We start from the raw sequence: 24,315 nt of genomic DNA, 5'->3' as shown, positions 1-24,315 counted from the left end.
CCTGCCGATAACTTCCTCAAATAATAACGGTCCAGCAGCTAGCTGACCCTGCCTTCTTGCCTCCTCTACATCTGAAGCTACTTTTTTCTAAAGCCGGGAAACACTCATGTTAAAGAAGATCACCGTTAAGGCCGGGCTGATTGCCCTGTTGAGCCTGATGACGTTGCTGTTGATTGTTGTCAGCATCATCGGGGTTAAGGCCATTAACGACGGAACACGTTCGCTACAGACTCTGAACCAGATCCTGGGGGAAGAGCTGGGTTCGTTGGCCAACAGCTCCAACCTGGCGCTACGGGCCAGAACGGCTGCCTCGCTTGCAGTACGCCAGCGCGAGATTGGTCAGATTGAGGTTGCTGACGCCTCGGTGGGGCGCATTTATGGCTATCTGGAACAGTCGAAAAAGGAAATGGCGCGCTTTGTCGACGTGGGCACGGTGACCGAACGGGGTCGCCAATTCTCAATGCGGATGCAGGCGAGCTATCGCGCCTATCTGGAGCAAGGCATTGCGCCCATGGCGGCGGCGATAAAGGCGGGGAAGTTGGATGACTATTACGCCATCCAAGAAAATCATATCTCTAAGCTGAGCATTGCTTTTGAAGCCGATCTCAGTGAGTTCCGCGCGTTTGCCATGGAGATTGGCCAGCAGCATGCACATGAGGCAGAAAGCAATGCCAGCACCAAGATTATCCTGATCGTTGCGGCTGGTCTGCTCAGCGTGCTACTGGCGGTGCTGGCCTGGTTTGCTATGCGTGTGATCTTGCTGCGCCCGTTAGATGAGTCGATCGTCCAATTGGAGCATATCGCCGCAGGGGATCTGACCCATGAAATTAGCGGTGAGGGAGATACCGAAATGGGGCGCCTGGTAAGCGCCATGCAACGTATGCAGCAATCGCTGGTGATGTCGGTCAGTAAAGTCCGCGATGCCAGCAGCCAGATCGATACCGGCTCCCGCGAGTTGGCTGCGGGTAACGTTCATCTGGCGCAGCGTACGGAGGAATCGGCCGCTTCGCTGGAGCAAACCGCCGCCAGCATGGAGCAGTTGACCTCTACGGTGAAAATGAATGCTGAAAACTGCGAACAGGCCAACCAGTTGGCACTGAGTGTCTCCGATATTGCCGAGCAGGGCAGTGACGTGGTCAGCCAGGTGATGAGCAAGATGCAGGCCATTACCGACAGCTCCCGACGTATCGCAGACATCATCAGCGTGATGGACGGTATCTCCTTCCAGACCAATATCCTGGCGCTCAACGCGGCGGTTGAGGCGGCACGTGCCGGTGAGCAAGGCCGTGGTTTTGCGGTGGTGGCCGGTGAGGTACGTAGCCTGGCCCAACGCAGTGCGCAATCGGCTAAAGAGATAAAAGGGTTGATCGAAGTTTCACAGCACCGCGTGCGGGAAGGTGAACAGATGGCGGCTACGGCGGCTAAAACCATGAACGGAATAACCGGGGAAGTGGGGCGCGTCACGGCGCTGATGCGTGAAATTTCGGCGGCCACTCGTGAGCAAAGCAGTGGTATCGAGCAGGTTAACCAGGCGGTAGTGCAAATGGATCAGGTGGCACAACAGAATGCGGCGCTGGTGGAAGAGTCGGCGGCGGCAACGCGCTCTTTGGAAGAGCAGGCGCAGCTGTTGGCACAGAGTATGGCTGTGTTCAAACTGTGATGTGAAGGGGCGGCATACCGCCCCTTCAGATTGATGACAAAGTCCTGGCCGTGAGGCCAGGACTTTGATCTAATAAGGTCAGTGCAAAAAACGGACTGACTGCCATGCTCAAAGAACCCTCTCCCCAGCAATACCAGTTTGAAACCATTACCCTTGATGAACTGGTTCCCGAAGACCATCTGGTTCGTCAAATCGATGCCGCTATCGACTTTGAATTTATCCGCGAGGCCGTTGCTCATCTCTATTGCCCCGATAATGGCAGGCCCGCTATCGACCCCGTTCGCCTGATTAAAATGATGCTGTTGGGCTACCTCTTCGGTGTCCCCTCCGAGCGCCGTCTGGTCAAGGAAATCCAGGTCAATGTCGCTTACCGTTGGTTCCTGCGTATGGGGCTTACCGAGAAGGTCCCCGACGCCTCAACCCTGAGCCAGAACCGCATTCGTCGCTTCAACAACAGCGATGTCTTCCAGCAGATTTTTGACCATATCGTGTTACAGGCTCTGGGTCAGGGCATGGCCAACGGGCGCGTACTTTACACCGACAGTACCCACCTGAAAGCCGATGCCAACCCACGCAAGGCCGTGAATGAACTGCGCCCTGAAGGGGTCAGTGAATACTTCACACAGTTGAATTACGCCGTGGAGGCCGACAGGAAGAAACGCGAAAAAAAGCCGCTGCCCGCCGCAAGAAAAACAACCAAAAACGACGCCGTTAAAAACACCAAAGTCAGCATCACCGACCCGGAAAGCGGCTTTATGCACCGGGACAACAAGCCAAAGGGCTTCTTCTATCTGGACCACCGCACGGTGGACGGCAAGCACGGCATCATCATGGATACCCATGTCACGCCGGGCAATGTGCACGATAGCCAGCCGTTCATCGGCAGGCTGGCACGGCAGGTGGAGCGGTTCAACCTTGATACGGTCGCCGTGGGTGTGGATGCGGGCTATTTTACCTCGGCGGTGTGCCATCTGACGCAGGAGATGGATATCGCGTTGGTGCCGGGCTATCGCAGGCCACACAAAGGCCTGAATGACTTCCAGAAAAAGCACTTCAGGTATGACGAGGCGCGTGATGTGTATGTGTGTCCGGCGGAGGAACTCCTGATATACAGCACAACGGACCGCAACGGCTATCGGCATTACCGTTCAGCCCCGGCAGTGTGCCAGCGGTGCGAGCAGAGAGGGCAATGCACGCAGAACAGCAAGGCACAGAAAACGATAACGCGGCACGTATGGGAAGCCTCGAAAGAGGAGGCCAACAGGTTGCGACTGACGAAATGGGGCAAAAAGGTGTATGCGCGGCGCAAGGAAACGGTGGAAAGAAGCTTCGCGGATGCGAAACAACACCATGGACATCGATATGCGCGGTTCCGTGGTCTGTCGAAAGTGCAGATGCAGTGCCTGCTAGCGGCCACGGCGCAGAATATGAAGAAGATGGCGCTGCTGGCGCTTCTTTATCACCTTTATGCCTGGTTAAAAGCGTCCCTGGAAGCCGAGAAGAACCCGATAGGGGAGAGGAAAGGTCAAATGATGGGGTTATGGAAAAATATCGCGATCGCGACCTGCGGTCGCTAAGAAAGACTAACCCCACCTGAAAAAGTGGGGTTAGTCATCAATCTGAAGGGGCGGCATACCGCCCCTTTTATCTCGTTACTGGTCCGGGAACTCAGCAATAAAGCGTTCTGCGTCTTCTACCATCGATTTGGTTCCGACGAAGAATGGCGCACGCTGGTGCAGTTGTTCCGGCACGATATCCAGAATACGGTTTTTGCCATCGCTGGCTTTACCCCCGGCCTGTTCAGCCAGGAACGCCATCGGGTTGCATTCATACAGCAGACGCAGCTTGCCCTGTGGGTGGCTGGCGGTGCTTGGGTAGATATAGATGCCGCCTTTGAGCAGGTTACGGTGGAAGTCGGCAACCAGTGAACCGATATAGCGTGAGGTATAAGGGCGCTGTGTGGCTTCATCCTGCTCTTGGCAGTATTTGATGTATTTCTTCACCCCGAGCGGGAACTTGATGTAGTTACCTTCGTTGATGGAATACATATTGGCTTTTTCCGGGAAGCGCACTTTCTCGTGCGAGAGGCAGAACACCCCCAGAGACGGATCGTAGGTGAAGGCATGTACGCCATAACCGGTGGTGTATACCAGCATGGTGGAGGAGCCATAAACCACATAACCGGCCGCTACCTGTGCATGGCCAGGCTGCAGGAAATCTTCTTCGGTGACTGGCGTGCCAATCGGGGTGATGCGGCGATAGATAGAGAAGATCGTCCCGACAGAGACGTTCACATCAATGTTGGACGAGCCGTCCAACGGATCCATTAGCACCACATACTTGCCATTCTCAGCTCGCTCGCCGTCGAAAATCACGATCTCGTCTTCTTCTTCCGAAGCGATGCCTGCAACTTCACCACGAGCCTTCAAAGCTGCTTTCAGCTTTTCGTTCGCGAACAGGTCCAGCTTCATCTGAACTTCGCCCTGAACGTTGGAAATGCCGTTAGTCCCCAAGATATCAACTAAACCCGCCTTGTTGATATCACGGTGAATGATTTTGGCACCCAGTTTGATGGCAGAAAGTAATGAGGTCAGCTCACCGGTGGCGTGAGAGAAGTCGTGTTGTTTCTCGACGATAAATTCGCCTAACGTTTTCATGACACAATCCCTGAATCTACGGATGGATAGCGGCTTGTTAACATACCGCCAACGTTTTCGTCAGCAGTGTAGCCCAAAGCAACTTGCGATTCATAGGCAAATCCGTTTCTTCTGAGCGATTCTGAGCGCTAGAATAGGCAGTAAATCGATGCACTAAAATGAGAGACCTAATGCGCATACATATTCTTGGGATCTGCGGCACCTTTATGGGTGGGCTAGCCATGTTGGCTCGTTCACTGGGGCATGAGGTGACCGGTTCAGATACCAACGTCTATCCTCCGATGAGTACCTTACTGGAAAAGCAGGGGATCGATCTGATCCAGGGTTACGATCCTGCCCAGTTGGATCCGGCTCCGGATCTGGTGATTATCGGCAATGCGATGAGCCGTGGTAATCCTTGCGTAGAAGCGGTGCTGGAGCAGAGCATTCCTTACATGTCTGGCCCTCAGTGGCTGCATGATTATGTCCTGCGCGATCGCTGGGTGCTGGCGGTAGCGGGAACACACGGTAAAACTACCACCGCCGGGATGGCGACCTGGATCCTGGAAGCCTGCGGTTATCAGCCAGGCTTTGTGATCGGTGGCGTACCGGGCAATTTTGATGTCTCGGCCCGTCTTGGCGGCAGCCCGTTCTTTGTCATCGAAGCCGATGAGTATGACTGTGCCTTCTTCGACAAACGCTCCAAGTTTGTTCATTATTGCCCGCGCACGTTGATCATGAACAACCTCGAGTTCGATCACGCCGATATCTTTGACGATCTGAAAGCCATCCAGAAACAGTTCCATCACCTGGTGCGTCTGGTGCCGGGCCAAGGCAAGATTATCCTGCCGGAAAACGATACCCATCTGAAACAGGTGATGGCAATGGGATGCTGGAGCGAACAGGAATGGGTTGGGGAAGGGGGCGCGTGGCGTGCACACAAACTGACGACGGATGCCAGCCATTACGAAGTGTTCCTCAACGGCGAGAAGGTGGGCGAGGTTAACTGGGCGCTGGTGGGCGAACACAATATGCATAACGGCCTGATGGCGATCGCCGCCACCCGCCATGTTGGCGTACAGCCAGCCGATGCCTGTCGTGCGCTGGGTGACTTTATCAATGCCCGCCGCCGTCTGGAATTGCGTGGTGAAGCCAACGGCGTCACGGTGTATGACGACTTTGCCCATCATCCGACCGCCATTCTGGCTACCTTGGCGGCGCTGCGTGGCAAAGTGGGCGGCACCGCACGCATCCTGGCCGTGCTGGAGCCGCGCTCAAACACCATGAAAATGGGGATCAGCAAAAACGATCTGGCCCCCTCACTTGGCCGTGCCGACGAAGTATTCCTGTTCCAGCCTCACCACATCCCGTGGCAGGTAGCGGAAGTTGCCGAAGCTTGCGTTCAGCCCGCGCACTGGAGTGCCGATCTGGATACTCTGGTAGAGATGATTGTGAAAACCGCGCAGCCGGGTGACCATATTCTGGTGATGAGCAACGGCGGGTTTGGCGGCATTCATGACAAACTGCTGGCAGGGCTGGCTAACAAGGCCGAGCCGAAAGAAACCTACTGACGTTTAGCTAAACGGGCGCCGCATGCGGCGACCCTACCACTATGAGGCCGCTGATGTGGCCTTTTTTACGCCCAAAAAAAGCCCTCGCGAGCGAGGGCAATGGGGTTCGTCGGATAGGACGACGATAATTTCCAAGGTACTAGCGTTTACCTGAGAACTCGGCAGTGGCAGTGACGAGGGTAGTCAGTTCAGTAAGCGCGACCTTGGATTTTTACTTGTAGATTTCAGCCGTTGCGTGCCAGTTGCCATTTTCATAGGCTTCGATCACACGGTAGGCTTTGGCCCCTTGCTGATCCGCTTTATCAGACAGCGCCTGACGGATATCAGAAGGTGCGCCACCCACGCCGCTAGCGGTAATGGTGCCGACAGACTGCAGATTGCTGGCTTGGGCATCAGTGACTAGGTTAGCCGCAGAAGCACCGAAAGAAACGGCAGACAGCAGGCTAAGTGCAACGAGAGTAGTTTTCATGTTCATGATACTTGGATCCTTAATCGTTCAGAGATAACAGCCTGGAAGGGCTTTACAGCGTTTTTTATACTTGAAGGCGGTTATCTACTTGGTTTTTTACCAGAGAGTTGTCGTGCAATGCTCACATAACATCTTGTACTTATTTGTAAATCTCGGCGGTAGCGTGGTAGTTGCCTTCGTTACGAGCTTCGATCACGCGGTAAGCGGTCGCGCCTTGGGCATCGGCTTTGGCAGACAGCGCCTGACGGATATCAGAAGGTGCTGCACCGACGCCGCTCACGGTGATGGTACCAGCAGACTGCAGTTTTTCAGCCTGCGAAGCATCAATGGATTGTGCTGCGAATGCACCGAAAGACAGCATGGACAGCAGGCTAATTGTCGCTACAGTAGTTTTAATTTTCATGATTTATCCTCTTCGTATTCTTTTATCAGTTCCAATGAACTGTGATTTACGTCACGAAAATGAGTATACATCTAGTAACGGCAAAAATTAATAGCTGACTAACAGTTTCTAGTGAAACTTTATTGGGGTGGCCGTTACTTTTAATAACCTAATGGAATAAAAAACGGCGATAAAATGCACTTCTGATGTTAAATTTATGTAATTTCAATGAGCTAAGTGCTTTTGACTAAAAGTGCGGAAGCTTCCAGTCACTATCACCAGTCACCAAGAAATGTCATTGAAATGTGCTGCAGGTCGGCTTATTGGCAGTTTTAAACGTGGTAGGCAGCGCTGGAGAAGTAAACGAGGGGTTAATAAAGGGTGCACCGCCCGCGACGGAAAGCCGCAGGCTGTGCTGAATGCATCAAAGTTCCTGTTCGAACAAGGAGAGAATGGCTTCAAACAGTTGACGTGCGGTAAAGGAGCTGGCCGGAGTGACAAAAATAGTATCGTCACCGGCAATGGTGCCCAGGATCCCTTCGGATTTGCCCAGTGAGTCCAACAGGCGGGCAATCAGCTGCGCCGCACCTGGGCTGGTATGGATCACCACCACCGCATCGTTATGGTCCACGTCCAGCACCAGATTCTTGAGCGGGCTGGTGGTGGTAGGGACACCGAGTTCAGCCGGGAGGCAGTACACCATCTCCATTTTTGCATTACGCGTGCGTACCGCCCCGAACTTGGTCAGCATGCGTGATACCTTGGACTGGTTAATGTTCTCGAAGCCTTCTTCTTGCAGCGCCAAAACGATCTCGCCTTGAGAACTGAATTTTTCTTCTTTCAATAACGCCTTAAACGCCTTGATCAGATCTTCCTGCTTTGCGGGATTACGCATTTTGCACCGTGGAATGTTGGTAATAGAGCTGATTATTATGCATATAAATGCATTTTTATGCAATATGGGGGCCATCTGGAAAATCAAAAATGCCCAGACAGAAAGGCAAGAGCGCGATTTTAACAAAATCCGATGCTCATGAATATGCCCTTTCGGTGCGGGAAGCGAGTCAGCTCTCCGGTAACGAAAATGTTATTAAAATGATGTTGTTCTGATGTTACGTAAGGGTGTAATGTAACCGCCGGTTAACGCGATCGTGAAAAGCTTGGCACTATTTTCGATTAGTGTGCGCTATGCCCTTAATGCATAAGCTATTTACTTTAAAATGCTCGCAACATCGGCCATTTTATTGCGCCAGATCTAAAACCGACTGTTAAGAGGTTGTTTTTAAAGGCGTGATAAATTAAGGTCCGTGACCAAAGAATTCACGGCGCTTTTATATTTAAGACAATAAAGGAGTATAGGATGAAAGTTGCAGTTCTCGGTGCTGCTGGCGGTATCGGCCAGGCCCTCGCCCTTCTACTCAAGACCCAGCTTCCTTCAGGTTCTGAACTCTCCCTCTACGACATTGCCCCTGTTACCCCAGGCGTTGCCGTTGACTTAAGCCACATCCCAACCGCAGTTAAAATCAAAGGCTTCAGTGGCGAAGATGCAACCCCTGCGCTGCACGGTGCGGACGTGGTGCTGATTTCTGCTGGCGTTGCGCGTAAACCAGGGATGGATCGTTCCGATCTGTTCAACGTTAACGCTGGCATCGTACGCAACCTGATTGAGCAAGTGGCCAAAACCTGCCCGAAAGCCTGCATCGGTATCATCACCAACCCGGTGAATACCACGGTAGCCATTGCGGCAGAAGTGTTGAAGAAAGCGGGTGTTTACGACAAAAACAAACTGTTTGGCATCACATCGCTGGATATCATCCGTTCCAACACCTTCGTCGCGGAACTGAAAGGCAAACAACCGGAAGAACTGAACGTACCGGTGATTGGCGGCCACTCAGGCGTGACCATCCTGCCTCTGCTGTCGCAGATCCCTGGCGTAAGCTTTAGCGATCAGGAAGTGGCTGATTTGACCAAACGTATCCAGAATGCGGGTACCGAAGTGGTTGAAGCCAAAGCCGGTGGCGGTTCTGCAACCCTGTCTATGGGCCAGGCTGCTGCACGTTTTGGTCTGTCTCTGGTGCGTGCGCTGAGCGGTGAGAAAGGTGTAGTGGAATGCGCCTATGTTGAAGGGGATGGCAAATATGCCCGTTTCTTTGCACAGCCGCTGCTACTGGGTAAAAACGGTATCGAAGAGCGTAAAGACATCGGTACTCTGAGTGCCTTCGAGCAAAAAGCGCTGAGCGAAATGCTGGACGTGCTGCACAAAGATATCGAACTGGGTGAGAAGTTTATCAACAACTGATCCCTCAGTATGTGATGTTTTGATAAGCCGCCGGGCCGAATCCGGCGGCTTTCTTATGTTTATCATGATTTGATTCGACTTTTCCGATCTCGCAGATGATGGGTAAGCGGATCAAAATACCTGCTCGGCCAGATCTCTGCCGGATGTACGTTCAGTGCATCAGCAATCAACCACTCTCCCTTGGGCCAAGGACGTGACAACGCGTTGGCCAACGTCGATGAACTTAGCCCTGCCCCCCGAGAAACCGCTGCCAGAGTGGTACCTCTCTTCTTCAAAGCCGCGATGACGTCTGCTGGATGCCAATCTGGGTCCCGTGAATTCATATTTTCATTCCTTTTTTGATTAGAGAAAGTTCTGTTAGTGGTATAACTAACAGGTCAGTATTAATCGTTTGAACAACGTGAAGCGTTTATTCAGAAACTAGGATACCACCAAGTTTCCCAAAAATACCTTATGGTTTCTGAAAAATTTGTCTTGCCACACTATTGTCCCGAGATCATGGCTATGAAAAACGAGTGGTTTGCTGCCAAGGAGCTGATAGGCATCGCAGGATTACCGTCCTCTACACAGGGAATAAATCTGATGGCCCGGCGCGAAAATTGGCTCAGCCGTCGCCGCAAAGGCGTACAAGGCAAGGCGCTGGAATACCATATCGACAGCTTGCCTACCGGCGTCAAAAACCTGCTGGTATTGCGCGAAGAGCCTGCGATCTATGAGGCCGGGCGTCAGGACCCGCTGGCGGTGTGGGTCGAATACTATTACCAGCTTTCAGACAGTGAGCGTGGCAAAGTGATGGCGTTTTTGATGCGCGAAGGTATGGATAGCCTGCTGGCCTGGATTGCTGAAAAAAATAAGCAGTAAGTCATACCTCAACTGACCTGCGCTGCATAGGGGGCCCATGTTGCGCCCGATTAGCCCTATGCTGCTCCCACTAAGCTCCTTTCTACGTCGCTTTGGTGTTTTCTTCGCCTTGTTTGGTAAGTACTTCTTGAGTATTTCGCCGGGTTTTTGGCTATTGGCAGCGGCCTGGTTAATGCTATAACTAACTTATTGGCTTTAGTTGTTCATGCAACTGGAAGGTCAGATAAGTCAGTTAGCGGCAGCGCCGAGATCAAGGAGGGGGAATGGACAAGGAGTGGTTTACCGCCAACGAACTGAAAGAGAAGGGCGAATTGGGTAGTTCCCCGCAAGGGATCAATAAGCGGGCACGTGAGCAAAACTGGCGCTGGCAGCGGCGTTTTGGCAAGCAGGGGGTGACTAAGGAGTATCATATCAGCAGCCTGCCCCTCTCGACCCAAAACGAGTTGTACCCCCAGCGGTATCCTCTTGCCGCAGAGGAGCCAGCGGCTTATAGCGTCTCCTGTGATGACGATCCTTGGGCACGTTTGCAGAACTATCTGGCAGGTATGAAACCTGACGAATACGCGGTTTTATTGAGTTTTTTGGCGGCGAATGGGGCTGCGGGGCTGCTGGATCTCATTAGCAAGGCAAATAAATAGGCCCGCACCGCAGGCCTATTTGAATATTAAGAAACTTAAATTTCTTAAAAGTCTCGTTGAACCGCCAGATGCGCTAATCCTTCCAGTGCGGTTCGATAAGGAGAGTCGGGCAAAATCTGCAATGCGGCGATCGCCTTGTCTGCTTCTTCTTCTGCACGCTGACGCGTATAGGTGAGTGAACCACACTCCTGCATGGTAGCCAGAACCGGCTCCAGCAGATGGCGGCCATTCCCCTGTTCAATCGCGCCACGGATCATCGCAGACTGCTCGGCATTGCCATTATGCATCGCATGCAACAACGGCAGCGTCGGCTTGCCCTCGTTCAAGTCATCGCCGGTATTTTTACCCAGGGTCACGCCGTCTGCACTGTAGTCCAGCAGATCGTCGATCAGCTGGAATGCCGTGCCAAGATAGCGGCCATAGTCCTGCAGCGCCTGCTCTTCGGCCGGGTTAGCCTCGGAGAGGATGGCTGACGACTGGGCTGCCGCCTCAAACAGACGAGCGGTTTTGCTGTAGATGACCCGCATATAGTTTTCTTCACTGATATTCGGATCGTTGACGTTCATCAACTGCAGCACTTCACCTTCGGCGATCACGTTGACCGCTTCGGACATCACTGCCAGCACGCGCAGCGATTCCAGGCTGGTCATCATCTGGAAAGCACGCGTATAAATGAAATCACCCACCAACACGCTGGCGGCATTACCAAACGCCGCGTTGGCGGTCGCCTTGCCACGGCGCATGTCGGACTCATCCACCACGTCATCATGCAACAGGGTAGCGGTATGGATGAACTCTATCAGAGCAGCGACGGCAATGTGTTTATCGCCTTGATAGTGCAAGGCCCGTGCCGCCAAAACGGCGATCATCGGGCGAATGCGCTTACCGCCACCGCTGATAATGTAATAGCCAAGTTGATTGATGAGCGTGACATCGGAATTCAACTGTTCGAGAATTGTTGCGTTCACGGCCGCCATATCTTGCGCGGTTAACTCAGTAATTTGTTCTAGGTTCATTGTATTTTTTTCAGCTGTGTTTCTGTTGACCGCGATGAGAACGCTGCTCACATCGGTACATGGCGGTAACTGTCCTGTTGATTGTACTTGAAAATCGGCCCAGATAAACGTTGTGAGAGAAACTGTGTTTTTTTTCTTCTTTTTTCACCTTCTGGCCCTAATCTGCTCTTGTCATATGCGGGATTATTGCGTAGAATTCGCGCCCTATTGTGAATATTTATAGCGCGCTCTGTACTGAACAGTTGGGCACGCGGAAAGCGGAGTTTTATATGTACGCGGTTTTCCAAAGTGGTGGTAAACAACACCGAGTAAGCGAAGGTCAGACCGTTCGCTTGGAAAAGCTGGACATCGCAACTGGTGAAGCGGTTGAGTTTGACCAGATTCTGATGATCGCTAATGGCGAAGATATCAAAATCGGCGTTCCTTTCGTCGATGGCGGTAAGATCAAAGCTGAAGTGGTTGCTCACGGTCGTGGCGAAAAGATCAAGATTGTTAAGTTTCGTCGTCGTAAGCACTATCGTAAGCAGCAAGGTCACCGTCAGTGGTTCACTGATGTTAAAATCACCGGCATCAGCGCTTAAGTTAGGAGAGCGGATTAATGGCACACAAAAAGGCTGGCGGCTCGACTCGTAACGGTCGCGATTCAGAAGCTAAACGTCTGGGCGTAAAACGCTTTGGCGGCGAAGCAGTACTGGCAGGCAGCATCATCGTTCGTCAGCGCGGCACCAAATTCCACGCTGGTACCAACGTGGGTTGCGGCAAAGACCACACTCTGTTTGCTTTGAAAGACGGTAAAGTCAAATTCGAAGTTAAAGGCCCGAGCAATCGTAAATTTATCAGCATCGAAGCTGAATAATTTTTCGAGCCTTACGAAATAGATGTTAAGCCCCGCAATTCGTTGCGGGGCTTTTTACATTTATAGATTGCTTGTGCCAGACGGCACAACGCACAGACAGTGAGAAGATGGAAAAAAAACAGCAGGCTGGCGTTGGTATTTTTCTGGCGGTCACCACAGCGGTTTGCTGGGGCGCATTGCCTATCGCCATGAAAGAAGTGCTGGAAGTGATGGAGCCGTTTACCATCGTCTGGTATCGCTTTACGATTGCCGCCATCGGCCTGGGGATGATCCTGGCAGTGCGCGGGCGTTTACCTCCGGTGAAAATGTTCCGCCAACCCCGCTGGTTGCTGTTGCTGGCGATCGCTACCGCCGGGTTGCTGGGCAACTTTGTCTTCTTCAGCTCTTCGCTGCAATATTTGAGTCCGACGGCCTCGCAGGTTATCGGCCAACTCTCGCCGGTGGGCATGATGTTCGCCAGCGTATTGATCCTGAAAGAAAGGATGCGTATCACTCAGGTGATTGGCGCTCTGATGCTGATCTGCGGGCTGATGCTGTTTTTCAACGTCAGCCTAATCGAGATCTTCACTCAGTTCACAGACTACACGCTCGGAGTATTGTTGGGCGTGTGTGCAGCCATGGTTTGGGTGACCTATGGCGTGGCGCAGAAAGTATTACTGCGTCGATTGGCCTCACCGCAGATCCTGGTCTTGTTGTACACTTTATGTGCGATCGCGTTATTCCCGCTTGCGAAGCCAGCGGTGATTTTCCAGCTCAGCGGCTGGCAGTTGGCCTGTCTGCTGTTCTGTGGTGCTAACACGTTGATTGGTTATGGTGCGCTGGCGGAAGCGATGGCGCGCTGGCAGGCGGCCCAGGTGAGTGCGTTAATCACGCTGACTCCCCTGTTTACCCTGCTGTTTTCAGATTTATTGGCGCTGGCCTGGCCACAGGTATTTACGGCCCCGGCATTGAATGTCGTTGGCTATGTAGGTGCTTTTGTGGTGGTTGCAGGCGCCATGTTTTCCGCAATTGGTCACCGTTGGTGGCCGCGACGGGCAGAAACCAACCTGGTTGCTTCTTTGAAGCGGCCCGGTGAATGAGTTACGGAGACGGTAAATGAAGTTTGTAGATGAAGCAACGATCCTGGTCGTGGCAGGTGATGGCGGTAATGGTTGCGTCAGCTTCCGCCGCGAAAAATACATCCCGAACGGTGGGCCAGATGGCGGTGACGGCGGTGACGGCGGTGACGTCTACCTGGTGGCAGACGAAAACCTGAATACCCTGATCGATTACCGTTTTGAAAAATCTTTCCGTGCCGAACGTGGCCAGAATGGTCAGAGCCGTGACTGTACCGGAAAACGCGGTAAAGATGTCGAAATCAAGGTGCCGGTCGGTACCCGTGTGCAGGATCAGGGCACCGGTGAGATCCTCGGTGATATGACCCGTCATCAGCAGCGTCTGATGGTGGCGAAGGGCGGCTGGCACGGCCTGGGCAACACCCGTTTCAAATCCTCGGTAAACCGTGCTCCGCGCCAAAAAACGCTGGGTACCAAAGGCGAGATGCGCGATATCCTGCTGGAGCTGCTGCTGCTGGCGGATGTGGGCATGTTGGGCCTGCCGAACGCCGGTAAGTCGACCTTCATTCGCGCGGTTTCTGCCGCCAAGCCAAAAGTGGCGGACTACCCGTTCACCACGCTGGTACCGAGCCTGGGCGTGGTACGTATGGACCATGAACAAAGCTTCGTGGTGGCGGACATTCCTGGCCTGATCGAAGGCGCACATGAAGGTGCGGGCCTGGGGATCCGTTTCCTGAAACACCTGGAGCGCTGCCGCGTGTTGCTGCACCTGGTGGACATTGCTCCGATCGACGAGTCCGATCCGGTAGAGAATGCCAAGGTCATCATCAACGAGCTCAACCAGTACAGTGAGAATCTGTCGCACAAGCCACGCTGGCTGGTGTTCAACAAAGTTGACCTGCTGGACGAGGAAGAGGCCGCCGAGCGCGCCAAGGCGATCGTAGAAGGCATGGGTTGGGAAGGTAAGTACTACATGATCTCCGCCGCGAACCGCGAAGGCGTTAACGCGCTGTGCTGGGACGTGATGAACTTCATCAATACGCAACCTAAAGCCATGGCGATCGAAGAAAGCGCGCCAGAAAAAGTCGAATTCATGTGGGATGATTACCACCGTGAGCAGATCGCTGAAGTGGAAGCTGAAGCGGATGACGATTGGGATGATGACTGGGATGAAGATGACGACGAAGGCGTCGAAATCGTCTACCAGAAGTAATTCTGCGTAATAACGTAAGGGCTCGGTTCGATGAACCGGGCCCTTGTTGTTTATTGAGGTTGCTGCAACCTCAATCGATGATGCGACGCTAATGATTCAAAATATGATCGGGTAACCAGCACTGTGCATCCAGGCCGCTGGCATCGGTGCGGTTTTCCAGACGTAGACAGCCGCGGTGCAACTGAACGATACGGATCACGATATTCAATCCCAGCCCGCTACCGCCATAACGCTGATCCATCCGGCGGAAGGCCTGAGTCAACTCTCCCGCCATCTCTTGCTTGATACCCGGTCCCTCGTCGAGCACCTGTAAGCGTTGCCCATTATTCTCGGGGGTGAGCTGAACACGAATGACACTCTTCTCAGGGCCATAGCGGTGCGCATTTTCAACCAGATTACGCAGCATCAGGCGTAGCAGCACCGGATCGCCATGGGTTGGGGCACTGGCTGGCAGTTGCCAGACAATCTTTTGCCCGCGTAGAGCGGCAAGCTCCTCCAGCTCACCCTGCAGTGGCTTGATAACGTTGGTCACCCAGTCAAACTGCTGGTAATGGCCGCTGGCGAAATCCTGCCCGGCGCGCGATAGCATCAGCAATTGCTCAACCACGTGCATTAGTTGGTCAATGCGGGCGATCAGTTGCTTACTACCGGTGATCCCCTGTTGATCCATCAGTTCCAGATGCAAACGGATCCCCGCCAGCGGCGTGCGTAATTCATGGGCAGCATCGGCAGTAAACAGGCGTTCCTGCTGGATGGTATGGTCAAGGCGTGACAATAACTGGTTCAATGCCTTGGTGACCGCCACCACCTCTAGGCTGTCGTTAGATACTGGCAAAGGGGTCAGATTATCTGCCGAACGTTTCTCCAGCTTTTCCTGCAGTTGATTCAACGGCCGGATAATCCAGCTGATGGCCCAGAAGGAGGCCAGCAAGGTCACCACCATCATGATCAACGAAGGGGCTAGCAGGGAAGCGATCGCTTCGGCAATCTCGGTATCGACCCGCTCGTTGCGGACTTTGGCCGAAAGGGTTTCATCCACCAGGAAACTGATTTGCTCCTGGCTTTCGTGCCATAACCAAAACGCGCTGATGAGCTGGGTGACCAGCAGGATCAGGGCCAACATCAGCAGCAAACGACGGCGCATGCTGATCAAGATGCGGGCTCCAGTCGGTAACCGATGCCACGAACGGTACGGATACGATCTTTGCCCAGTTTACGGCGCAAGTTGTGCATATGGACTTCGAGGGTATTCGAGCCCAGATCGTCGTTCCAGGTATAGAGATCCTGTTGCAACAGCTCACGGTTGACGGTTTGCCCGGCCCGCATCATCAGACGCGACAGAATGGCAAACTCTTTCGGCGTGACGTCTATCGCCTGCTGTTGCAGATACACCTGCTGGCTGGACAGGTTGAGTGTCAGATCGTCCTGTTGCAGCAGGTTATCGCTGTGGCCCTGATAGCGGCGGATCAAAGCCCGAACCCGGGCTTGTAGCTCAATCAGCGCAAAGGGTTTGACCAGATAGTCATCGGCACCGGCGTCCAGGCCATCGACACGGTCTTGCAACGCGTCGCGTGCGGTGAGGATCAACACCGGGATGCTGATGTGCTGACGACGCCACTGCCGCAGCAGGGTGGCACCGTCAGTATCTGGCAGGCCGAGGTCGAGGATCACCATACTGTACTGGCTGGTGACGATCAGGCTATTGGCCTGCGCAGCACTGGCCGCACAATCGCAGGCGTAGCCTTCGTTGGACATTGCCAACGCCACGCCTTGCTGCAATAACTCATCATCCTCAACAATCAGTAGCTTCATGCCCTTGGGCCTCAATTGTTCTGATAGATATCCCGATACAGCCGGCTTTCGAACCGCACCAGCGGCGCTCGGCGCTGTTTCTGATCTTCTGGCGGCACTGCGTAACCTGATAGATATTGAACAAAGGCAAGGCGCTGACCGCTGGCCGTGGTGATAAAGCCTGCCAGGTTATAGACCCCTTGCAGCGCCCCGGTTTTGGCAGAAACCTTACCGTCGACCCCGGCTTCGTGCAGGCCACCGCGATAGCGCAGCGTGCCGTCATAACCGGACAGCGGCAGCATCGAGATAAAGTTGAGCTCGCTGTCGTGCTGAGCAATATATTGCAACGCCTGCATCATGGTAGCGGGTGCCAGCAGGTTGTGGCGCGACAGGCCAGAGCCGTCCACCACGATGCTGTTACCCAGATCTACCCCGGCCTTCTGGCGCAGAACCTGGCGTACTGCATCTGCCCCCGCGCGCCAGGTGCCCGGTACGCCAAAGCGTTCATGGCCGATAGTGCGAAACACGGTATCGGCAATCATGTTGTCCGACTTTTTCAGCATGATTTTCAGCAGGTCATGCAATGGTGCAGACTGCGTCTGGGCGATTACCGTGCCCGTCATACCTGGCTGGGTTTGGCGTTTCAAATGGCCGCCAATCTGGATCCCTGACTTGACCAGCTCATCTTTCAGGATGGCACCGGCATAGCTGGCTCCGTCTTGAATGGCGAATGCCAACGGCAGTGGTTCACTGCGCTGGGTCAGGCATCCGGTCAGTGTAAAGCGGTTCAATTCGCCCGGCACCACATCCAGTTCACAATATTGGGCATCCGGAGAGCCTTTCGCCAGCGTTCTTACCTGGCTGAACATATTGACCGGGTAGAATGAGGCCACGCGAATAAACGCCATCTCACCGGGGTTAGGGGCGCTGTAAAGGGAAACGGAGAAACAGTTGCGATCGACAATCGCTGCCGCTGGCGGGGCGCTGAAACATTGGGTCATATCGTTCCAGGGCCAGCCGGGCGCTTTGTCATGGCTGGCAAATACCGAGGTATCGACCAGCACATCGCCGCTGATTTCGCGCACTCCCTGTTTTTTCAGTTCCGCCACCATATTGCGCAGATTCTGCCGCTTGAAGGTGGGATCTCCGCTGAAACGGGCGATAAGGTTGCCACGCAACACGCCATCCGTGATGTTGCCCTGACTTTCCAGTGTCGTGGTGAAGCGATAGTCCGGCCCGAGCTGCAACAAAGCCGCCAGCGCGGTAAGCACCTTCTGGGTGCTGGCCGGGAGTGCCATTTGCTGTGAGTGATAGTCGATGGTTGGCGTGGTCGCGCCAATCTTCTGAACTATCAGGGCCAGGTTCGCCCCATCAGGCAAATATTGGGTGTAATCTTCAACCGGGGCCGCATGGGCATTAACAGCAAATGCGCAGGCCAATACACTGACAATTCGTGAAAAACGCATAATCTCGGGGTAACAGCTGGATAACGTGCTGTCATACTACGGTGCATCAAGGGATAAAGTAAACGATGACCCTTAAGGAACTCTAGGCTAAAATGCGTATCAAAATGCAAAATCGACGCTGACTTGGAGCAAACCTCCGAGCTCGGTTTCTTTTGTTTATCGCCTGGAGACGGAAGGCGCAACGCCTGCCGTAATTTCATACGAACACGTCAGGATGACGCTAATGCCCTGGGGATGTCGAGCTGCGGTTAGCTTGTAACACCACGGGTATATTTGAACAGGATAGATTTAGAGGTATTTAACGATGAAACAGATCCCGATGACCTTGTTTGGCGCAGAACAACTGCGTGAAGAACTAGAATATTTGAAAGGTGTGCGTCGCCCGAAAATCATTGCCGACATCGCCACCGCACGCGAACACGGTGACCTGAAAGAAAACGCCGAGTACCATGCCGCTCGTGAACAGCAGGGTTTCTGTGAAGGGCGTATCCAGGAAATCGAGGCCAAACTGTCCAATGCGCAGGTGATCGACATCACTAAAATGCCTCAGACTGGCCGCGTGATTTTTGGCGCAACCGTCTCGGTGATGAACCTGGATAGCGAAGATCAGGTGACTTACCGCATCGTGGGTGATGATGAAGCAGACTTTAAGAAAAATCTTATCTCTGTCAACTCACCGATGGCTCGTGGCCTGATTGGCAAAGAGCAGGATGATGTTGTTGTCATCAAAACCCCGGGTGGTGATGTAGAATACGAAATCCTGAAAGTGGAATATCTTTAATTTCGCCCGAGTTGGTTAAAAGTTCAGCAGGGTTTTGTAAAGAAAGGAAAAAGGCCGCAAGCGGCCTTTTATCTGAGCCCGGCGCATGGCACCGTCTCAGCAAACAGATTACGGTTTAGCGCGGCAAAGTGATCTTGCGCTCTTTCGACGGGCGGTAAAGAATAAGCGTACTGCCGATCACTTGCACATTGCAGGCACCCGTTTCACGCACAATAGCGTCGGCGATCAGGGTTTTGGTTTCGCGATCTTCGGCAGCAATTTTTACTTTGATCAGCTCGTGATGCTCCAGAGCCAGCTCAATTTCAGCCAACACCCCTTCGGTGAGACCGTTATTACCCAGCATGACCACCGGTTTTAACGGATGTGCCAGGCCTTTCAGGTGTTGTTTTTGTTTATTATTCAGATTCATTGTCTTTTTTGCTTAAGTTGGGATTGAAAACGGTACATTCTACCGCCATCTCATGTGTATCACCAAATCGGTCTGCACCGAATTGAGTTTACGTGAGAAGCGAACCTGGCATGAGACTCTTTTTAGGATAGTTGGAATACTCGATGGCAAATAAAAAGCGTTCGGCCAGTTCCAGTCGCTGGCTCCAAGAACACTTTAGCGATAAATATGTACTTCAGGCGCAGAAAAAAGGGCTGCGCTCGCGCGCCTGGTTTAAACTTGATGAAATACAGCAAAGTGACAAACTGTTCAAACCGGGTATGACGGTCGTTGATTTGGGGGCTGCGCCGGGCGGTTGGTCGCAATATGTGGTAACCCAGATTGGTGGTAACGGGCGTATCATTGCCTGTGATATTTTGCCAATGGATCCTATCGTTGGCGTCGATTTCCTTCAGGGCGATTTTCGTGATGAACTGGTCCTCAAAGCACTGTTGGAACGTGTAGGTGATAGTAAGGTTCAGGTAGTCATGTCTGACATGGCCCCGAATATGAGCGGCACCCCGGCGGTCGATATCCCAAAATCGATGTATCTGGTGGAATTAGCACTGGAAATGTGTCGTGATGTTCTCGCACCAGGCGGTAGTTTCCTGGTGAAGGTGTTCCAGGGAGATGGTTTTGACGAGTACCTACGGGAAATTCGCTCCCTGTTTACGAAGGTTAAGATTCGTAAGCCAGACGCTTCTCGCGCACGTTCGCGTGAAGTGTACATTGTAGCGACAGGGCGGAAACTGTAGTACCCTAACGCTGTTTGTTAACACAGTTGTAATATGAGGTTAATCCCTTGAGTGACATGGCGAAAAACCTAATTCTCTGGCTAGTCATCGCGGTCGTTTTGATGTCGGTATTCCAGAGCTTTGGGCCCAGCGAGTCTAATGGCCGAAGGGTAGATTACTCTACCTTCATGACCGAACTGACCCAAGATCAGATCCGTGAAGCGCGCATTAATGGGCGTGAAATCAACGTTGTCCGTAAAGACAGCAACAAGTACACCACTTACATCCCGGTCAACGATCCGAAGTTACTGGATACGTTGTTAACCAAAAACGTGAAAGTTGTTGGTGAGCCACCGGAAGAGCCAAGTTTGCTGGCTTCCATCTTTATTTCCTGGTTCCCAATGCTGTTGTTGATTGGGGTCTGGATCTTCTTCATGCGGCAAATGCAGGGCGGCGGCGGCAAGGGCGCGATGTCCTTCGGCAAGAGCAAGGCCCGTATGCTGACGGAAGACCAGATTAAAACCACTTTTGCCGACGTTGCAGGCTGTGACGAAGCAAAAGAAGAAGTGAGTGAACTGGTAGACTACCTGCGCGAACCGAGCCGTTTCCAGAAACTGGGCGGTAAGATCCCGAAAGGCGTGCTGATGGTTGGCCCTCCGGGTACCGGTAAAACCCTGCTGGCGAAAGCGATTGCCGGCGAGGCGAAAGTCCCGTTCTTCACCATTTCCGGTTCTGACTTCGTCGAAATGTTCGTCGGTGTGGGTGCATCCCGCGTCCGTGACATGTTCGAACAGGCCAAGAAAGCGGCACCGTGCATCATCTTTATCGATGAAATCGACGCCGTAGGTCGCCAACGTGGCGCAGGTCTGGGCGGTGGTCACGATGAACGTGAGCAAACGCTGAACCAGATGCTGGTTGAGATGGACGGCTTTGAAGGCAACGAAGGTATTATCGTCATCGCGGCAACCAACCGTCCTGACGTACTGGACCCTGCGTTACTGCGTCCAGGCCGTTTCGACCGCCAAGTGGTGGTTGGGCTGCCAGACGTGCGTGGCCGTGAGCAAATCCTGAAGGTGCACTCCCGTCGCGTGCCGTTGGCGCCAGATGTTGATGCTTCTGTGCTTGCACGTGGTACTCCGGGCTTCTCCGGTGCGGACTTGGCCAACCTGGTCAACGAAGCGGCTCTGTTCGCAGCACGTGGCAACAAGCGCGTGGTGTCGATGGTGGAGTTCGAAAAAGCCAAAGACAAGATCATGATGGGTGCGGAACGTCGCTCCATGGTGATGACGGAAGCACAGAAAGAATCGACCGCCTATCACGAAGCGGGCCACGCCATCATTGGCCGCCTGGTTCCTGAGCATGACCCGGTGCATAAAGTCACGATTATTCCTCGTGGCCGTGCGCTCGGCGTGACCTTCTTCCTGCCGGAAGGGGATGCGATCAGCGCCAGCCGTCAGAAGCTGGAAAGCCAAATCTCCACCCTGTACGGTGGCCGTCTGGCAGAAGAAATTATTTACGGGCCGGAAAAAGTCTCTACCGGTGCATCGAACGACATTAAAGTCGCTACCTCGATCGCCCGCAACATGGTGACCCAATGGGGCTTCTCTGAGAAGCTGGGGCCATTGCTGTATGCGGAAGAAGAGGGCGAGGTGTTCCTGGGCCGTTCCGTGGCCAAGGCGAAACACATGTCGGACGAAACCGCACGTATCATCGACCAGGAAGTCAAATCCCTGATTGAGCGCAACTACATTCGCGCACGTGCGTTGCTGATGGAAAACATGGACATCCTGCATTCGATGAAAGATGCACTGATGAAATATGAAACCATCGATGCACCACAGATCGACGACCTGATGAACCGTAAAGATGTGCGTCCGCCAGCAGGTTGGGACGACGTGGCGAAAAGCAACAACTCCGACAACGGTGGCACACCAAAAGCACCAACGCCGGTAGATGAGCCGCGTACGCCAAACCCAGGCAACACCATGTCTGAACAGCTCGACAAGTAATATCGGCTGTAGCGTAAAATAAAACCCCGGCCAGCCGGGGTTTTTTATTGCTGGCTGAAAATTGCTGCCTCTCCTTGGGTGAGAGGGGCGGGATCCACTCCAGGCAACAGTAGTAGTATTGACTCCAAGGTAGATTAATCATGCAGTTAACCGTGCGCGACCAAATCCTCGATCTCAACCATCCTCGGGTGATGGGGATCCTCAATGTTACGCCAGACTCCTTCTCTGACGGCGGGCGGCATAATTCGCTGAATGATGCTCTGCTGCATGCGCATGCGCTGATTTCGGCGGGTGCAACGATGATCGATGTGGGGGGCGAGTCCACGCGCCCGGGTGCTGCCGAGGTCAGTGAAGAGGAAGAGATTGAGCGCGTTGTGCCGGTAGTGGAAGCCTTGGCGCAGCGGTTTGAGATTTTTATCTCGGTGGATACCTCAAAAGCAGGTGTGATCCGCGAATCCGCTAAAGCCGGTGCGCACCTGATCAACGACGTTCGCTCGTTGCAGGAGCCTGGTGCGTTGGAGGCAGCCGCCGAAAGCGGTCTGCCAGTCTGCCTGATGCATATGCAAGGCGAGCCGCGTACCATGCAACAGGCACCGCATTACGATGACCTGATGGCGGACGTAAATGCGTTTTTCCAGCACCATATCGACCGCTGTATTGCAGGCGGGATAGCAAAACAGAAATTGTTACTCGACCCAGGCTTCGGTTTCGGTAAGAATTTAGCGCATAATTATCAGCTTCTGGCCCGATTGGCGGAATTTCATCACTTTGGCTTGCCACTGTTGGTGGGGATGTCGCGTAAATCGATGATTGGGCAGCTATTGAATGTCCCACCCGAACAGCGGGTTATCGGCAGCGTTGCCTGTGCGGTGATTGCCGCGATGCAGGGGGCGCAGATAGTCAGAGTGCATGATGTCAAAGAAACCGTCGAGGCGATGCGTGTCGTCGAGGCAACACTTTCAGCTAAGGGATAGTAGAAACATGAGCGAACGCAAATACTTTGGTACCGACGGCATTCGTGGCAAAGTCGGCGACAGTCCAATTACCCCAGAATTCGTTCTTAAACTCGGCTGGGCGGCCGGCAAGGTATTGGCTCGTCACGGTTCGCGTAAGATCATCATCGGCAAAGACACCCGGATCTCTGGCTATATGCTGGAGTCGGCGCTGGAAGCTGGGCTGGCGGCTGCGGGGCTATCCGCTTCGTTTACCGGCCCGATGCCAACCCCTGCGGTGGCTTATCTGACCCGAACTTTCCGTGCGGAAGCCGGGATCGTGATTTCTGCCTCACATAACCCGTTTTACGATAACGGCATCAAGTTCTTCTCCATCGACGGTGCCAAACTGCCAGACGATGTGGAAGAAGCGATTGAAGCGGAAATGGAAAAACCGCTGACCTGCGTTGAATCCGCCGAGTTGGGTAAAGCCAGCCGCATTGTCGATGCCGCTGGGCGCTATATCGAATTTTGTAAAGGCACCTTCCCGAGCGAACTGAGCCTGAACGGGCTGAAGATCGTGGTGGACTGCGCCAACGGTGCGACCTATCACATTGCCCCAAGCGTTTTGCGTGAGCTGGGCGCCACGGTGATCGCTATCGGCTGTGAGCCGGATGGCATGAACATCAACGAAGAGTGTGGCGCTACCGATGTACGTCAACTGCAGGCGCGCGTGCTGGAAGAACAGGCACACGTTGGCCTGGCCTTTGATGGCGATGGCGACCGTGTGATGATGGTGGATCACCTGGGTAACAAGGTCGACGGCGATCAGATCCTCTACATCATCGCTCGTGAAGGCCTGCGCCAAGGGCAGTTGCGCGGCGGTGCCGTGGGCACCCTGATGAGCAACATGGGCCTGGAGCTGGCACTGAAGCAGCTCGGCATCCCGTTTGCCCGTGCCAAGGTGGGTGACCGCTACGTACTGGAAAAACTGCAAGAGTTGGGCTGGCGCATTGGGGCGGAAAACTCCGGCCACGTGATCCTGCTGGACAAAACCACCACCGGGGACGGTATCGTCGCTGGCCTGCAAGTGTTGACGGCAATCGTGCGTAATAACATGAGCCTGCATGACCTGTGCAGCGGCATGAAGTTACTGCCACAGATCCTGGTCAACGTGCGCTTTGTCGGTGAGCATAACCCGCTGGAGTCAGAGGCGGTGTTGAAGGTCGCTGAGCAGGTCGAAGCCGAATTGGCCGGTCGTGGCCGCGTGCTGCTGCGTAAATCGGGCACTGAGCCACTGATCCGCGTGATGGTGGAAGGCGAAGATGAACAGCAGGTTATCGCGTTGGCGCATCGTATCGCCGATGCGGTCAAGCTGGCAGGTTGATCAGCTGATAAACAGACGCCCTCACCCTAACCCTCTCCCCCAGGAGAGGGGACCGATCGAGGATGTTTGAAATTATCGTGACTTACCTTGGATGAGAAAGCGATCGAGTTAGCTGAGATTGTAGTGACTCAC

Annotated in this window: 25 protein-coding genes; 15 read left to right on the top strand and 10 right to left on the bottom strand. The window is 53.7% G+C overall.

Going from position 1 to position 24,315, the window contains the following annotated elements; genetic code table 11:
• Positions 1-106: 106 nt before the first annotated feature.
• Together ACX9GU_RS24420 and ACX9GU_RS24415 are read left to right on the top strand one after the other, a co-directional pair.
• The gene (locus ACX9GU_RS24420) at positions 107-1,660 is read left to right on the top strand and encodes a methyl-accepting chemotaxis protein (RefSeq protein ID WP_473193197.1); all 1,554 of its coding nucleotides are present in this window, start codon (positions 107-109) and stop codon (positions 1,658-1,660) included.
• 104 nt (positions 1,661-1,764) lie between these two features.
• Positions 1,765-3,237, top strand: coding sequence for an IS1182 family transposase (locus tag ACX9GU_RS24415; protein ID WP_473192181.1), 1,473 nt, complete (start codon positions 1,765-1,767; stop codon positions 3,235-3,237).
• A gap of 75 nt (positions 3,238-3,312) precedes the next feature.
• On the opposite strand, the gene fbp is transcribed toward ACX9GU_RS24415, so the two are convergent.
• Complete coding sequence (gene fbp, locus ACX9GU_RS24410; protein WP_473193196.1) at positions 3,313-4,317, bottom strand: class 1 fructose-bisphosphatase; 1,005 nt, start codon at positions 4,315-4,317, stop codon at positions 3,313-3,315.
• Between the two features lie 170 nt (positions 4,318-4,487).
• On the opposite strand from fbp, the gene mpl reads away from it, so the two are divergent.
• Positions 4,488-5,867, top strand: coding sequence for a UDP-N-acetylmuramate:L-alanyl-gamma-D-glutamyl-meso-diaminopimelate ligase (gene mpl / locus ACX9GU_RS24405; RefSeq protein WP_473193195.1), 1,380 nt, complete (start codon positions 4,488-4,490; stop codon positions 5,865-5,867).
• A 211-nt stretch (positions 5,868-6,078) separates the two neighbouring features.
• Here mpl and yhcN (ACX9GU_RS24400) read toward each other — a convergent pair whose 3' ends face one another.
• From yhcN (ACX9GU_RS24400) to argR, 3 genes are all read right to left on the bottom strand, one after another.
• Positions 6,079-6,342, bottom strand: a complete 264-nt coding sequence (yhcN, locus tag ACX9GU_RS24400) for a peroxide/acid stress response protein YhcN (RefSeq protein WP_021179031.1) — start codon at positions 6,340-6,342, stop codon at positions 6,079-6,081.
• Positions 6,343-6,475: 133 nt separating this feature from the next.
• Positions 6,476-6,739 carry a peroxide/acid stress response protein YhcN gene (gene yhcN, locus ACX9GU_RS24395; RefSeq protein ID WP_021807531.1) on the bottom strand — a complete coding sequence of 88 codons (264 nt, stop codon included), beginning with the start codon at positions 6,737-6,739 and terminating at the stop codon, positions 6,476-6,478.
• A 403-nt stretch (positions 6,740-7,142) separates the two neighbouring features.
• A complete protein-coding gene (argR, locus tag ACX9GU_RS24390) occupies positions 7,143-7,613 on the bottom strand; it encodes a transcriptional regulator ArgR (RefSeq protein ID WP_021179033.1) in 471 nt (156 codons plus the stop codon).
• A gap of 465 nt (positions 7,614-8,078) precedes the next feature.
• Here argR and mdh point away from each other — a divergent pair, with 465 nt between their 5' ends.
• On the top strand, positions 8,079-9,017 hold the full coding sequence (gene mdh / locus ACX9GU_RS24385; protein WP_021179035.1) for a malate dehydrogenase: 939 nt from the start codon (positions 8,079-8,081) through the stop codon (positions 9,015-9,017).
• 62 nt (positions 9,018-9,079) lie between these two features.
• On the opposite strand, the gene ACX9GU_RS24380 is transcribed toward mdh, so the two are convergent.
• Positions 9,080-9,340, bottom strand: coding sequence for a helix-turn-helix domain-containing protein (locus ACX9GU_RS24380; protein ID WP_071783710.1), 261 nt, complete (start codon positions 9,338-9,340; stop codon positions 9,080-9,082).
• A 181-nt stretch (positions 9,341-9,521) separates the two neighbouring features.
• Between ACX9GU_RS24380 and ACX9GU_RS24375 the strand changes: the two genes are divergently transcribed.
• Positions 9,522-9,878, top strand: coding sequence for a DNA-binding protein (locus ACX9GU_RS24375; RefSeq protein WP_473193194.1), 357 nt, complete (start codon positions 9,522-9,524; stop codon positions 9,876-9,878).
• Positions 9,879-10,141: 263 nt separating this feature from the next.
• A complete protein-coding gene (locus ACX9GU_RS24370; RefSeq protein ID WP_473193193.1) occupies positions 10,142-10,516 on the top strand; it encodes a YfeC-like transcriptional regulator in 375 nt (124 codons plus the stop codon).
• 44 nt (positions 10,517-10,560) lie between these two features.
• Here the strand turns inward: ACX9GU_RS24370 and ispB are convergent, their stop codons facing one another.
• Positions 10,561-11,532 (bottom strand): octaprenyl diphosphate synthase, encoded by a 972-nt coding sequence (gene ispB, locus ACX9GU_RS24365; RefSeq protein ID WP_021807527.1) that lies wholly within the window; start codon positions 11,530-11,532, stop codon positions 10,561-10,563.
• A gap of 269 nt (positions 11,533-11,801) precedes the next feature.
• Between ispB and rplU the strand changes: the two genes are divergently transcribed.
• From rplU to cgtA, 4 genes are all read left to right on the top strand, one after another.
• Positions 11,802-12,113 carry a 50S ribosomal protein L21 gene (gene rplU, locus ACX9GU_RS24360; RefSeq protein ID WP_004955927.1) on the top strand — a complete coding sequence of 104 codons (312 nt, stop codon included), beginning with the start codon at positions 11,802-11,804 and terminating at the stop codon, positions 12,111-12,113.
• Positions 12,114-12,130: 17 nt separating this feature from the next.
• Positions 12,131-12,388 (top strand): 50S ribosomal protein L27, encoded by a 258-nt coding sequence (rpmA, locus tag ACX9GU_RS24355; RefSeq protein WP_004933559.1) that lies wholly within the window; start codon positions 12,131-12,133, stop codon positions 12,386-12,388.
• A 107-nt stretch (positions 12,389-12,495) separates the two neighbouring features.
• Entirely contained in the window at positions 12,496-13,467 is a 972-nt protein-coding gene (locus tag ACX9GU_RS24350) for a DMT family transporter (RefSeq protein ID WP_021807524.1), read from the top strand.
• Positions 13,468-13,483: 16 nt separating this feature from the next.
• On the top strand, positions 13,484-14,656 hold the full coding sequence (gene cgtA, locus ACX9GU_RS24345) for an Obg family GTPase CgtA (protein WP_024483364.1): 1,173 nt from the start codon (positions 13,484-13,486) through the stop codon (positions 14,654-14,656).
• Positions 14,657-14,744: 88 nt separating this feature from the next.
• On the opposite strand, the gene pmrB is transcribed toward cgtA, so the two are convergent.
• Genes pmrB through dacB form a run of 3 tightly spaced genes read right to left on the bottom strand, consistent with a single transcriptional unit; the run spans position 14,745 to position 17,913 of the window.
• Positions 14,745-15,809, bottom strand: a complete 1,065-nt coding sequence (gene pmrB / locus ACX9GU_RS24340) for a two-component system sensor histidine kinase PmrB (protein WP_473193192.1) — start codon at positions 15,807-15,809, stop codon at positions 14,745-14,747.
• Complete coding sequence (gene pmrA / locus ACX9GU_RS24335; protein ID WP_179248716.1) at positions 15,806-16,468, bottom strand: two-component system response regulator PmrA; 663 nt, start codon at positions 16,466-16,468, stop codon at positions 15,806-15,808. Before pmrA ends, pmrB begins: the two co-directional genes overlap by 4 nt.
• Before the next feature lie 11 nt (positions 16,469-16,479).
• A complete protein-coding gene (dacB, locus tag ACX9GU_RS24330; protein ID WP_021807522.1) occupies positions 16,480-17,913 on the bottom strand; it encodes a serine-type D-Ala-D-Ala carboxypeptidase in 1,434 nt (477 codons plus the stop codon).
• A gap of 304 nt (positions 17,914-18,217) precedes the next feature.
• Between dacB and greA the strand changes: the two genes are divergently transcribed.
• Positions 18,218-18,694 (top strand): transcription elongation factor GreA, encoded by a 477-nt coding sequence (greA, locus tag ACX9GU_RS24325; RefSeq protein WP_021179044.1) that lies wholly within the window; start codon positions 18,218-18,220, stop codon positions 18,692-18,694.
• Positions 18,695-18,809: 115 nt separating this feature from the next.
• Here the strand turns inward: greA and yhbY are convergent, their stop codons facing one another.
• Entirely contained in the window at positions 18,810-19,103 is a 294-nt protein-coding gene (gene yhbY / locus ACX9GU_RS24320) for a ribosome assembly RNA-binding protein YhbY (protein WP_021807520.1), read from the bottom strand.
• 143 nt (positions 19,104-19,246) lie between these two features.
• Here yhbY and rlmE point away from each other — a divergent pair, with 143 nt between their 5' ends.
• The 4 genes from rlmE (at position 19,247) to glmM (ending at position 24,183) form a co-directional block, all read left to right on the top strand.
• A complete protein-coding gene (gene rlmE / locus ACX9GU_RS24315; protein ID WP_021179046.1) occupies positions 19,247-19,876 on the top strand; it encodes a 23S rRNA (uridine(2552)-2'-O)-methyltransferase RlmE in 630 nt (209 codons plus the stop codon).
• Positions 19,877-19,932: 56 nt separating this feature from the next.
• Entirely contained in the window at positions 19,933-21,864 is a 1,932-nt protein-coding gene (gene ftsH / locus ACX9GU_RS24310; RefSeq protein ID WP_024529076.1) for an ATP-dependent zinc metalloprotease FtsH, read from the top strand.
• 140 nt (positions 21,865-22,004) lie between these two features.
• The gene (gene folP, locus ACX9GU_RS24305; RefSeq protein WP_473193191.1) at positions 22,005-22,838 is read left to right on the top strand and encodes a dihydropteroate synthase; all 834 of its coding nucleotides are present in this window, start codon (positions 22,005-22,007) and stop codon (positions 22,836-22,838) included.
• A gap of 7 nt (positions 22,839-22,845) precedes the next feature.
• Complete coding sequence (gene glmM / locus ACX9GU_RS24300) at positions 22,846-24,183, top strand: phosphoglucosamine mutase (protein ID WP_024483368.1); 1,338 nt, start codon at positions 22,846-22,848, stop codon at positions 24,181-24,183.
• The last annotated feature ends 132 nt before the right edge of the window (positions 24,184-24,315 follow it).

The organism is Serratia sp. K1WW1 (genome assembly GCF_055790865.1).
The sequence above is the reverse complement of the archived record's forward strand: the minus strand, read 5'-3'. Positions and strand labels throughout refer to the sequence as shown.